This is a genomic window from Aquimarina sp. U1-2, assembly GCF_017897595.1.
Lineage (GTDB): Bacteria > Bacteroidota > Bacteroidia > Flavobacteriales > Flavobacteriaceae > Aquimarina.
In genome coordinates, this window is the sequence record NZ_JAGKIK010000005.1 from 112,330 (window position 1) to 125,140 (window position 12,811).

Below are 12,811 nucleotides of genomic sequence, written 5' to 3' on the forward strand. Positions count from 1 at the left end.
ATGTACGACAAAGCATTGCTTTGGGTGAGATGTAGTGTTGGGAATGTTTTCTAAGTTTCGGTATTAGTACCGCTACGGTTAAACTTAAATGCTTTTCTGTTATTTCTGTCGTAGCAGGTAAATATAGTGGTTTAAACCAGTTCAATAGCAAAACTATGTTATTTATTGTTTACGCTAAGTAAGTATGTGACCAAACATTATTGTAGTACTAATCTCCCCCATATAGAAAATTTTCGTATACAAACAGGGTCACGTGATGGTATAAATGTGAGAACGGAGTGGTTACACATATGCTCATTTATTATTGCAGTATTATCAAATATGAACTGAGATTTTAATGTGTAAAAAAGCAAGAAAATGAGGATACATTTTTAATTTTTTACGGAAAACCGTAACACTAATAATTTTTTATATATTTACAACATACCTTAAGGATAGCCCAGAACGGTAGGTTTTTATCATCAATTTTATACCAAATGGAGTCGAATGGATTAATGGAAAGGGCTAGATATACTGTAGGGTAATAGACGAGATACACCTAGATTTTATATAACATAGAAACATAAATTAACTTTGGCGAGCGTGTAATTTATCGATAAAATTAAGCAGTTAGTCGATAAAATATTTGAAAAACTTTGACTATTCAAGTTAAAAGTAGTTTTTATTATTTAGTTTTGTACTATTAATATTACGGTTTAACCATAAAATAGTTAAGGTTTTAACTTTTGTAGTATGTATTGATAGTTTATGAAAACCATACCCCTTTAGTTTTCGTAAATACTAATGTAAACACATCGTCATATGTTTAAAATTACCCAAATCTATCTGGGCAAAAGGGTATATATGCTTTTTTTGCCTGGATTTTTATTAATCCAAGTTTCTATGTATTCGCAAATAGCTATTAATTCTATTTCTGCTAGTTATAAAGACGTTAATGATAATTCGAATGATTATTCGATAGTCGGAAATGGTACCAATGGTAACTATAACGCAGGGACTACATACGATTTAGAGTTTAGTACAACGACCACTACCGAAAATGATTATACTATTGATGGTAATATAGTTGCAGGAGGTATTACTTATAATACTGTGGCACTAATTGATGGATTTTACGTGCGTAGAAACGGTACTACTGATGGTCAATCCAATCGACAAATATTGTGGTTTGAGAGAGAGTCTGCTTCAGGTAATTTAAGAAAGTTAAAACCAACATATACAGGTAGTATTGAAGAATCGTTTAGAAGTTTTAGATTGAATATTGGATCTGATAATACTTTTGTCAACACAGGAAACGCACAAAGAAATAATATAGAAAGGTTAGATTATGTAAATAGTGAACCTCTTAGTACTCCTAATCCTGCAAATGCCGGCTTTGCCATTTTTGAAAGAGATGGGAACGATGACTTTAAGATTGCAGGAATCACAAGTGTTGATGGATCAGGGCAGCCTAATGGTTTTACGTCATTATTAACTGTAAACACCTCAAGTTATGGTCCTAATTTGAGGACATTCAGGTATGTGATTTTTCAGAAACAGGATGCTGACGCGAACCTGAAACCAGCTCAGAATGGTGGCCCTCAGGACTTAAGAGGAGTTTTTGTTCGATTTTCTGATCTCGGGATTTCTCCCGATCAGCCAGTATATGGCTATGTAGTATTACCTGCAGATGCCCCTACGGTTGATTTTACTACTAGTCCCACAAATACAGCTAGCGCTGCAGGAGGTATGGATGCATTCCCCGGAGGCGGTTTTTTTGATAGTGACGGTAGTTTGACCACAGCATTTTCTAACGATGTAGATATGGATACGGTTCCTAACGTAGATGATGATGATGATGATAATGATGGTATTTTAGATACAGACGAAGGTTTAAATTGTGGCATTGCCGATTGGACAGACTCTGGGTCATACGCCGTAAATACAAACTATGCTCCCAGTCTTACCAATACCGCAGTGTATAATTCGGTTAACTTGGATATTACTGTAAATGCGACCGGTTCTTCAGCAAACAATCGATTGCGTATACAAAATGCAGTAGGAGGTAATGGGCAAGGCGTAGATTTTAGGTCTGTCAATTCAAATTTTAATACGTCTCCGCTCACATATGTGTATACCTTTAATAGTCCAGTAACTAATTTACAGTTTGATTTTGGAGGGTTGGATACCTCAGACTTTGTTGAGGTCAAAGCATATCTAGGCTTAAATAGAGTAAATCTTAACTCTGATAATTTCTCTGTGTATTTTCCCAGCCGAGTGAATTATAATGGAACGTTTTCGTTTTTAGGAGTAACAGGAAATGCAGATAATTCAAAAGAAGGTAGTTTTAATGTAAACATTGGTCAACCTGTAGATAGAATTGAGTTCAAAACCGGAAAAAGTTCTGGTAGCGCTACAGTTACCCTTAATATTAGTGATTTTAAATATTGTATTCCCAGCGATACCGACAATGATGGTGTCTATGACTATTTGGATAATGATAGTGATGGTGATGGCTGCGCCGATGCCATAGAGGGAACTGCAACTTTTACTCCGGCAAATCTGGATAGTAATGATAGATTAACGGGTACTGTTGACGCCGATGGTGTTCCTACGATAACGGGAAGTCCGCAAGGCAATACTGCTGCTGTAACTGATGCAACAGACACTACGGCTTGTGATGTAAATGCAATTGATGATGACTTTCAAAATAACGCAATTCTTACAGGGACTAGTGCTACTACAGCATCTGTATATACTAATGATACTTTGTATGGTGTGGTGGTAACCAGTAGTACTGTAACTCCTTCAATAATAAATAATGGTGGTCTAAGTGGGACTACGATAAATGCTGATGGAACTCTTAGTATACCGGCTTCCACACCAGTAGGAGTATATACCATTACATATCAAATATGCGAAACTGCTTCTCCTTCAAATTGCGATACGGCAGATGCTATAGTTGCTGTAGAATCCCCTATTGCAGATGTAGGTTGTTCTTTATCCCCTAATACCATTAGGTATGATCAAAACGGAAATCAACAAAACACATTTACGGTACCCGATCCTTTACCCGATCAATTATTCAATAATGATAATACCCGAGCCTATTACTACAATAGGTCTACCGGCGAAATTACTTTGGTAAATGGGATTAATGGTAATGTAATCGGTTCTTTTAATGCTATTAGTGGCGGAACCAGTTTTGCAACCGAAGATAATTTTGCTGTTATTTACGATGGTACTACCGGTGATGTTGGTGTGTATAGTTTATCGGGCACCACAGCACCTTACGGAACTTTATTCGATTCTTTTACTACTAGCCTAGGCTCTTTGGCTGGGATTGAAGATAATAACGGGACACCTCGAATAACGTTATATGACGGGATTTCTGGAAATTTATCATTGTTTGAGACCAATGGGACTACCGTAACTCAAATAGGAACAGTGGTATCGAGAGCACCGGGATTTGATCAAATTTCATCAGAAGGAAATACTACGGTATTGTACAATAGCAATAATGGTACGACTGAAGTCTGGGAAACAGGGAATGCTGCTCTCAATTTGAGAAACACCCCTTTTGTTGGGCCCCGTAATAGAAGTGTGGCCGTCGACTCTGGTAGGGTAATATACTACAGTCCTTTTACAGGAGATACAGAAATTAGAATAGCAGATGGGTCACCCGATGGAAACCAAGTGGATTCATTTACTTTAAATTCTGGCGGAAGAACCATATTTTTTGAAGATAATGTAATTTTCATTAACTGTAATAGACAATTCTTTAGAAATCTAGATGCTGTTGATGATAATTTTGCTGCAGCGCCAGTAAATGCAGTTGCGGGAGGAACAACAGCTAGGATTTTCGACAATGATACCTTTAATGGAGTACCTTTTTCGGATACCGCAGTGAATGCTTCAATTTTAGATAACGATGGTGTTACAGGCCTTGTACTAAACGCCGATGGAACGCTTTCTATCCCTGCAAACACTACTCCTGGAACTTATGAAATAGTATATCAAATATGTGAATCTGCCAATCCCGGAAATTGTGATTCGGCTATAGTGAATCTAGTGATTAGAAAATATACCGTTGTCACAAATAGACGACAAACATACAGAGTGAGAAGAAATTGAAATTATAACAAATAAAACCTAAACTATCATAGGTATTTAGTAACCCCAAATCTAAATAACAATATGAATAAACTATTACGTAAACTTATGTTTGGTATCTTCGGTTTTCTTGGTTTTTGTGCTAGCGCGCAACAAGATGCTCAATATACCCAATATATGTACAATACTATTAGCATTAATCCTGCTTATGCTGGTAGCCGTGGTGTCATGAGTATCACTGGACTACATCGAAGCCAGTGGGTAGGCATAGAGGGAGCACCTCGAACACAAACCTTGACGCTTAATACTCCTTTAGGCAACACTGAGCGCGTAGGATTAGGAGTGTCTATAGTAAATGATCAGATCGGCCCTACTGCCGAAACGTATTTGGATATTGACTTTTCATATACGATACCCATTTCAGATAGTGGAGAGCTTAGTTTTGGATTAAAAGCAGGTGGTCATTTATTAAATGTAGACTTTCAACGTTTAAGACAGTTCAATTCAAATGATAACTTATTTGAAAATAATATTGATAATAAATTTAGTCCTAATGTAGGAGTGGGTATCTATTATCATGCCGAAAGATTTTACATGGGATTAAGTGCTCCAAATATTTTGGAAACAAGTCACTTTGATGAAAGTGCTACGAATAGCAATAGCAATGCCGTAAGTTTTCTTGCCGAAGAGCGTATTAATTATTATGTAATTGCAGGGCATGTTTTTGACCTCAGTACCGAGGTTAAGTTTAAACCTGCTGTATTGAGTAAAGTGGTATTTGGAGCACCATTACAAGTCGACGTTTCGGCTAATTTTTTGCTGTATGATCGACTTACCTTAGGTGTCGCATATCGATGGAGTGCTGCGGTAAGTGCACTGGCAGGATTTCAAATTTCTGATTCGATGATGATTGGTTTTGCTTATGACCGGGAAACTACAGCATTGGGTCAGACTCAATTTAATGACGGAAGTTACGAAGTACTATTACGCTTCGAACTTTTTAAGAAGTACAATAGAATGTTAACACCTCGCTTCTTTTAATGGCATATGAGTTAAGGTAAGAGTTTAACCCGCTTTATGCATTAGAAAATCTATTACGGCTTTAAACTGCTGCAAAACCAAACACTACGTTGTATTTTTAAGTTTCACCATAGCGATGCTATGCTGAAACTTAGAAAACACTTGGTTTTATGGCATTTTCAACCCTCATAACGAAATTCTAATGTATAAAGAGGGTTTAATTATAAAAATTAATGAATATCCGTAATCAATTATATCGCTCTGTCTCCTCGAGCGTAGTCGAGAGGTTAGTAAATCCAAAGAGCTCTAAATCAGGTCTCGACTGCGCTCGACCAGACATTAAAGTTAATTTTATGAAGTATAGTGGATATTCAAATAAAAATTTGTTAAGACTACCGTTCTTGCCTTCTATACCCTTTCAGGTTACCCATGATACTATCTAATTTTTGTATCGAAGCTAAGGTGCTAACCAGTAAAATTTTACTTCATTACATTACAAAACAACATTTTTTTAGCAAATTGAAAAAAGTTTACATCAGTTCTAGATGTAACAGACTTCTTTTGTTTATGAGTAGCCACAATAGATTTAATTTTGCTGGGTTATTATATGAGATGATAAGGATGCCAATTTGAAAATACTACGATTTTTGCGCGCAATTTTTAGTTAGAAATGGTATTAGATTATGATTTGCTTATATGATTTTGTAATTTTGAGGTATATACTATGAAAGAAGAAGAAAAAGTAATTCTAGTTAATGAAAAGGACGAACAAATAGGTCTAATGCCCAAACTAGAAGCACATCAAAAAGCAGTATTACATCGTGCATTTTCTGTTTTTGTGATCAATCACAAGAACGAATTAATGTTGCAGCAAAGAGCTTATCATAAATATCATTCTCCAGGTTTATGGACGAATACTTGTTGCAGTCATCAGCGAGATGGAGAAAGTAATATTGAAGCGGGTATTCGCAGATTACAAGAAGAAATGGGGTTCGTCACTTCACTCAAGGATTCGATTTCATTTATCTACAAAGCGCCATTTGATAATGGATTAACAGAACATGAATTTGATCATGTGCTTATCGGAAGCTATGAAAAAGATCCCATAATTAATCCTGACGAAGTCGCTGATTGGAAATGGATGCCTGTAGAAAAAGTAAAACAAGATATCCTGAAACAACCTGATATCTATACAGAATGGTTCAAGATTATTTTTAAAAAATTTTATTCACACATAACATTATGAGGATTAAAGCTTGTAGAAAGGCACATTTTAATGCTGCTCATCGATTATATAGAAAAGATTGGAGTCATCAAAAGAATGAAGAAGTATTCGGGAAATGTAATAATCCTAAATATCACGGTCACAATTATGAACTTATTGTAGGTGTAATTGGTGAAATCGACGAGGAAACGGGATACCTGATAGATTTAAAAATCTTAAAAGATTATATTAAAACTGAGGTAGAAGAATATATGGATCACAAAAACTTAAATGAGGAAGTAAGTGAGTTCGCAACCCTTAATCCAACCGCAGAAAACATAGCGGTTGTCATATGGAATCGGTTACGAGCAAAGTTGGACAAGAAATATGATATTGAAATCACATTGTACGAAACACCTCGCAATTTTGTAATATATAACGGAGCTTAGACATGGCATTAGAAATTGGAGATCAAGTATCAAAATTTGAAGCTATCGATGATCAGGGAAACCCTTTTGTAAGCACTCAGATTATCGGAGAGAAACCGGTTGTTATCTATTTTTATCCCAAAAATTTCACACCTGGATGTACAAAAGAAGCTTGCGATTTTAGAGATAACTACGAAGAATTTAAGTCTTTGGGAGCTGAAGTAATTGCCATAAGTTCTGATACCTCTGCTTCACACTTTAAATTTAAGAACAGATATAGATTGCCCTTTATTTTCTTGTCTGATCATAAAGGAAAATTGCGCAAACTTTTTGGAGTTAAGCCTGAATTATTTGGGTTATTGCCGGGTAGAGAAACTTTTGTAATTGATAAAGAAGGCATTGTTCAGCTAAAATTTAATAGTATCAATGCTTCAAAACACTTGCACAAAGCTTTGGCCAAAGTAAAACAATTAGCTATCTAACTGTAAAAACAATTAATTTTAAAACAAATTTGATATGGCAAATAAGAGAGATCTTAAAAAAGATATAAACTACGTATTAGGAGATATTATAGAAGAGGTGTATGTTTGGGAACTTCATAACCCTAAAAAAGATACTAAAGCCGGAGAAGCAATCATAGATGAAGCAATCCAATCATTTGATGAGCTTATTGAAAGAGTTAATGCTCGACAGGTAGAAAATCCGTCGACACACTTTAAAGCAATTCGTAAAGACTTAGAAAAAACGGCTGAATCTTTGGTGGCTAAAGTAAATGCATTATAGTTTTTATACACTTTTCATATACAATTAGTCATACCGTACATGATACGGCATTCATAATTATCTTTGGATTCCTGCCTTCGCAGGAATGAGAGATTGGATTCCTAATTCATAAAGAATTTCATTCTTTTAGAAAACTATGGATTTTAAATCCATAATGGTTTATTTTATATTAGTTTTCCGATTCTGGTCAAAAGTAAAAGTTAAGGTTGGTTGTATTTCAGATTAGAAATACCATACATACTATCGTTATTCCTTAGGAAGATTTCGAATAGAATCATTTTGTTTTATGATGATAGCTTCTTTAGTTTTTCGATCTTTTATATAGCTAATCAGCTGTTTTCCGTAAAGCGATTTTCTAACTTTTGGGCTGAGTGACTTGGCAACAGTATCTAATAATTTAATATTTGCATCAAATACTTCGTTTAGCGTAACATAAGGTGCAACCTCTAGTTTTCTATTGAAAATAGCAAAATTGATAGTGTAGAGATATTTTTGTCGTGTAAGATTTTTATACGCCTGGTCATTTTCTATCAATTTTTCTTCATCCTTCTGTTTGGTAGCCTCAAAATCTTCTTTTATTAATCTTAAATTTCTTTCGTTAAATCGTTTGAGCATCTTTTTGTATTCCTGGTACTTCACCTCGTTTTCACCACCAGTAATTTTTATATCTTTCTCAAAATCTGTTAACGTAGTAGCAATTGAAATTTCTCCGGGTTCAGCAAAAAAATCGATACGATCATTATATTGTGTACCATCTTTTTTATCAAGATAGAGATAATGAATTTCTGGTTCGGTGACATTAGACCTCATTACAAATTCAGAATTTCCATCTATTTGCACAGAGTCTACATTAATCAATACTGTATCCTGCACGCGTTGTAAATATAAGGTTCCTTTTTTGAGACCATCGATAGTACCTGAAATAATCACGTTTCCTTCGGTCACCGGAGGAGAACAAGATGTTGTAAGTAAAGTGATTACTATGAATATGATTACAAGATTTCTCATCAATACTATTCTATTTAAAAAACGATTACAAATATGCCATAAAATAGAGTGAAATACTAACTTCCTGAAGCAATTTGCATTAAAATTGTACATAAGATTGCCCCATAGGTTCCTACTACATATCCTAGAACGGCAAGTAAAACTCCCACGGTTGCCAGTGAAGGATGAAAGGCAGCAGCTACGACCGGTGCAGAGGCTGCACCACCAATATTGGCTTTGCTACCTACCGCCAGAAAAAAATAAGGTGCTTTAATGAGCTTTGCTACACCAATTAGAAGTACTACATGTATGGCCATCCAGACCAAACCAATCGCTATGAGTCCGGGATTTTCGAAAATCATACCCAAATCCATTTTCATTCCAATGGTAGCGACAAGAATGTAGATAAAAATACTTCCCAATTTACTGGCGCCAGCTCCTTCATACTGCTTCATTTTTGTATACGATAAAGCTATACCAATAGCGGTTGCTATCGTAATCATCCAAAAGAATTTTGAAGTAAATGAAGATAAGGCAGAACTTTTATCATTAAATATTTCGAAATTATTCGATAATAATCCAGAAATTTCTTCTGCGCCCCAGTGTGCTAATCCAACGGTTACAAAAGCAATAGAAAGCATCACCATATAATCGGTTAAAGAAGGATTACGTGTAATACTATCGGCATAATCGGCTACTTTTTTCTTAAGTGACGTTATAGCACTATTATCGGCTTGCAACCAGGCGTCAATTTTTTCACTTTTTCCTATACCGATGAGTAAAATAGCCATCCAAATATTAGCAACCACAATATCAACAAGTACCATTCCGCCATATTTATCGGGATTATATTGATAGATTTCTAGCATAGCTGCTTGATTGGCACCTCCACCTATCCAGCTTCCTGCCAGAGTAGACAGTCCTCTCCAAACAGCATCAAAACCTACACCACCTAAGGTTTCAGGAGATACAAAAGAGATAAGTAAAATAGCAATTGGGCCACCAAAAATTATTCCTAATGTTCCAGTAAAAAACATGATTAATGCCTTGGGTCCCAGGTTAAAAATACCTTTAAGATCTATACTCAATGTCATTAATACTAAAGAGGCTGGCAGCAAATACCTACTGGCAATATAATACACATTAGACGATTTCTCTATGACTTCTCCATTCTCGCCAAGTTCATTCCAATTGGGTGCTATAACACCTAGTGAGTTAAATAAAGCAGGTAAAAGGTAGCATAATAATATAGCAGGAACGAATTTGTAAAACGTTTTCCAGAATTTGGATTGTAAAGAAGAAGTGTAAAATACTGCTCCTAAACATAGCATTAAAATACCAAAGACTACAGTGTCGTTGGTAAAATAAGGTGTAGTATCGATCATATATTTTCAATAATTTAAAAATGAGCACTGCAAATTAAAATTTTTATTGGCACCACCAAAGGGTTTATTATCTCGAGGCTTGCTTCAAAATTGAAAAATTATTTTCCTCGAATGCTTCGTAAGCAAGCCCCGAGGTAGTTTATTAATAGCAACGAGTACACGAATACACTTAATCGTTGATCCATTTTTTAAATAGATCCTTCGTTTTGGGCCGAACTTCAGTTTTTTGCTTTAGGATCATTTTTTGTACCGTAGGTTTTACAATGGTAGACTGTAATGTAATTTCTTTACCATTTCGTTTAACGCGGAACGTAATTTTATCACCAACTTTCCACGCATTCGAATCCCCGAAAAGATCGTAAATATTTTTGATAGTATACGCTTTGTCGTTGATACTACTTAATATGTCACCTCCTTTGACGCCTATATTTTTTAAAAAACTGTTTAGTGGAATAGTAGTGACAAAGACAATCTGATTAGACGACTCTAACCCTTTTACAAACGGTTGTTGTTCATGAATGAAGTACGATGAAGCGACTTCTTTGCTATCCAAAGCTACTCCGACTTTATCTAGATAGAAGTTGTAATCTATAGGCTGATTACCTATAACATGAGCTTTTAAAAAATTGCTAACCTCTGGATACGAAACCTCTTCGATAACAGCAATCAGCTCATCATCTTTAAACGGAGTATTTTGACCAAAACGCGTCGATAGATTCTTGATAAGATCTAATATGCCATAAATACCATCACTATTTTCTCTCATCATGATATCGATACACATTGAAATTAGTGCTCCTTTTTCATAAACATTGCGATAGTTCTCGCGAAAGGGAGCTTTCAAAATATTTTCACTCATCAATGCAAAAGACATGTGATCATCAAAACGTTTAGAAGTTTCTATTTTGTCTAGAATTCGCTCTAAAAACTGTTCTTTGGTGATAAGCCCTTGTGTAATTTGAAATAAAAGTGAAAAGTATTCTGTGGTACCTTCGTACAACCATAAATGTTGCGACATTTTTGGATTGTTATAATCGAAATTGTGAATTTCTTCTGAATGAATGTTGATCGGTGTAAGGATATGAAAAAATTCGTGAGAAATTACATCGGTAAGTGCGGCATTTAATTTTTTAAGTGAAAGTGATTCGGGCAATACAGCTACGGTTGAAGAACTATGTTCTAATGCTCCAAAACCTTTTGCATCATCTTGCCTGGTCGTTGAAAGATACAATAGAATACTATAATTTTTAGTCGTTTCAATATTATTTCCTATAAAGTTACTTTGTGCTCTAATCATACGTTCCATTTCTGGTTTCAGTCGTTCGGCTGTATGTGTATGATTGGGAGAGTATACACTTAACAATATCTCGATACCATTGATGGTAAATGTTACTTGGTTCGGACTAGAATACATTAGGGGAGAGTCAACAACATCGGCATAGCGCCTGTACACAAAATAGTCAACATCATAATTTGGATTGTCAATAGGTTTGTCGGGTAGTATCTCTTTTGATGAAGCTGAAACTGCTAGGTTTTTAGGGTGTTTTATAAAGAGCTTGTATTTTACCTCTTTTAATGCAGTAAAGTAGCCTACAAATGCGTAGAGATTTAAAACAAAGTTAGTATTCTTCGAAATATTGCTTCCTGTAGGTGAAAATATGTCGTGTGAATCTTCAGTATCAAAAGTGTCATTAACCCAATAACTTAGTTTATGAATTTGTGTTGCATTGTTGATTTTCCAACGGTTGTTTCCATATTTTTCAACAGGTAGTTGATTTCCAATCTTGTCAAATACTTTTAGATCTTCTATAAATTTTCCGTAGTCATTGTTTTGATAAGTTCCTGGCACAATTTTCGGTAGATAATAGCTTATGGTATCTTCATCAATATCGCTAACTTGTATCTCTACTTTCACTTTATCATCAACTACATTGACCAAATCGATAGATGCTATGATTGACGAAACATTATTAACTACAGCAGTTTGTGAAGGTTTACAACCTGCTAAAAAAGGGACGAGCAGCCAAGCAACGAAGAGGGATGTAACTATTCTTAGAACTTTTAGCACGATAGATCAATATTATTTTTAATGTATAAAGCTACACCGTCTTCTTTACCTGATAATGTAATGGCATTAGCAACAAGTTTGGTCTCTATTTTAGCATTGGCAACTGCTACCCCAGTGCCTACAGCTTTAAGCATTTCTATGTCGTTATAATTATCTCCGAATGCTAATGCTTTCGTAATAGGGATATTAAAATGAGTGTCTAACAATAGTTCTATAGCTGTTAATTTTGAAACACTTTTATGTGCAATTTCAATGTAAGTAGATTTAGAACGATATAAATGAAGGGTGTCACCAAATTTTTCGTCTAGAAAGGCGTACATATTGTCTATATAACGATCATCGCCCATACACATAATTTTGTGAGCTCCTTTATTTTGTTCTTTCCATTCATGAATTACTTCTTCTGTAGATTTTACCAAAGGGTTCACTTTTGTATTTCTCGATTCTCTCTTTGCCCAATAGTCTAATTCAGGAACATACCAATCGTTAGTATTGTAAAGGCTAAGATGCACTTTGTGATCATGATTGAAATGATAAAGAGCCTCTAAAACTTGCAAAGGTATTGCTGTAGAAGAAATCGGTGTGTTATCTACTAAAATTAAGGCACCGTTATAACATATTATGGGTTGATTTGTGATGTCTAACTCTTCTTGTAAATGCGTCATCGCACTTGGCATTCTCGAAGATATTAATACCATAGGAATGCTATCCTTTATTCTTCGAATCTGTGAAATGGTAAATGTAGAAAGTTCTCTTTCAGGATTCAGTAGCGTACCATCTATATCAGAAAAAATAATGCGATGTTGCATTTATCAATTTTTAGATTTGGGTTCATTTACAAGGT

Annotated in this window: 10 protein-coding genes; 6 read left to right on the forward strand and 4 right to left on the reverse strand. The window is 35.1% G+C overall.

Going from position 1 to position 12,811, the window contains the following annotated elements; genetic code table 11:
• Positions 1-882 precede the first annotated feature (882 nt).
• The 6 genes from J8281_RS08560 to J8281_RS08585 all read left to right on the forward strand — a co-directional run bounded on the left by J8281_RS08560 (position 883) and on the right by J8281_RS08585 (position 7,527).
• Positions 883-4,113: a hypothetical protein gene (locus J8281_RS08560; protein WP_210197197.1), complete on the forward strand. Its 3,231-nt coding sequence runs from the start codon at positions 883-885 to the stop codon at positions 4,111-4,113.
• Positions 4,114-4,176: 63 nt separating this feature from the next.
• The gene (locus J8281_RS08565) at positions 4,177-5,133 is read left to right on the forward strand and encodes a type IX secretion system membrane protein PorP/SprF (protein ID WP_210197198.1); all 957 of its coding nucleotides are present in this window, start codon (positions 4,177-4,179) and stop codon (positions 5,131-5,133) included.
• Between the two features lie 703 nt (positions 5,134-5,836).
• Positions 5,837-6,358 (forward strand): isopentenyl-diphosphate Delta-isomerase, encoded by a 522-nt coding sequence (gene idi, locus J8281_RS08570; protein WP_210197199.1) that lies wholly within the window; start codon positions 5,837-5,839, stop codon positions 6,356-6,358.
• Positions 6,355-6,765, forward strand: a complete 411-nt coding sequence (locus J8281_RS08575) for a 6-carboxytetrahydropterin synthase (RefSeq protein ID WP_210197200.1) — start codon at positions 6,355-6,357, stop codon at positions 6,763-6,765. The genes idi and J8281_RS08575 overlap by 4 nt, the downstream gene beginning before the upstream one ends.
• 2 nt (positions 6,766-6,767) lie before the next feature.
• Positions 6,768-7,226, forward strand: a complete 459-nt coding sequence (locus J8281_RS08580) for a peroxiredoxin (protein WP_210197201.1) — start codon at positions 6,768-6,770, stop codon at positions 7,224-7,226.
• 34 nt (positions 7,227-7,260) lie between these two features.
• Positions 7,261-7,527 carry a hypothetical protein gene (locus J8281_RS08585; protein WP_210197202.1) on the forward strand — a complete coding sequence of 89 codons (267 nt, stop codon included), beginning with the start codon at positions 7,261-7,263 and terminating at the stop codon, positions 7,525-7,527.
• 246 nt (positions 7,528-7,773) lie between these two features.
• On the opposite strand, the gene J8281_RS08590 is transcribed toward J8281_RS08585, so the two are convergent.
• The 4 genes from J8281_RS08590 to J8281_RS08605 form a co-directional block, all read right to left on the reverse strand.
• The gene (locus tag J8281_RS08590; RefSeq protein WP_210197203.1) at positions 7,774-8,535 is read right to left on the reverse strand and encodes a DUF4369 domain-containing protein; all 762 of its coding nucleotides are present in this window, start codon (positions 8,533-8,535) and stop codon (positions 7,774-7,776) included.
• A gap of 56 nt (positions 8,536-8,591) precedes the next feature.
• The gene (locus tag J8281_RS08595; protein WP_210197361.1) at positions 8,592-9,896 is read right to left on the reverse strand and encodes a DUF819 family protein; all 1,305 of its coding nucleotides are present in this window, start codon (positions 9,894-9,896) and stop codon (positions 8,592-8,594) included.
• A 172-nt stretch (positions 9,897-10,068) separates the two neighbouring features.
• Positions 10,069-11,967, reverse strand: coding sequence for a peptidase M61 (locus tag J8281_RS08600; RefSeq protein WP_210197204.1), 1,899 nt, complete (start codon positions 11,965-11,967; stop codon positions 10,069-10,071).
• Positions 11,961-12,776, reverse strand: a complete 816-nt coding sequence (locus J8281_RS08605) for a Cof-type HAD-IIB family hydrolase (RefSeq protein ID WP_210197205.1) — start codon at positions 12,774-12,776, stop codon at positions 11,961-11,963. The genes J8281_RS08600 and J8281_RS08605 overlap by 7 nt, the downstream gene beginning before the upstream one ends.
• Positions 12,777-12,811: the final 35 nt, after the last annotated feature.

Coding starts and splice junctions, on each gene's coding strand:
- J8281_RS08560 (WP_210197197.1), top strand. CDS start 883: ATGTATTCGCAAATAGCTATTAATTCTATTTCTGCTAGTTATAAAGAC.
- J8281_RS08565 (WP_210197198.1), top strand. CDS start 4,177: ATGAATAAACTATTACGTAAACTTATGTTTGGTATCTTCGGTTTTCTT.
- idi (WP_210197199.1), top strand. CDS start 5,837: ATGAAAGAAGAAGAAAAAGTAATTCTAGTTAATGAAAAGGACGAACAA.
- J8281_RS08575 (WP_210197200.1), top strand. CDS start 6,355: ATGAGGATTAAAGCTTGTAGAAAGGCACATTTTAATGCTGCTCATCGA.
- J8281_RS08580 (WP_210197201.1), top strand. CDS start 6,768: ATGGCATTAGAAATTGGAGATCAAGTATCAAAATTTGAAGCTATCGAT.
- J8281_RS08585 (WP_210197202.1), top strand. CDS start 7,261: ATGGCAAATAAGAGAGATCTTAAAAAAGATATAAACTACGTATTAGGA.
- J8281_RS08590 (WP_210197203.1), bottom strand. CDS start 8,535: ATGAGAAATCTTGTAATCATATTCATAGTAATCACTTTACTTACAACA.
- J8281_RS08605 (WP_210197205.1), bottom strand. CDS start 12,776: ATGCAACATCGCATTATTTTTTCTGATATAGATGGTACGCTACTGAAT.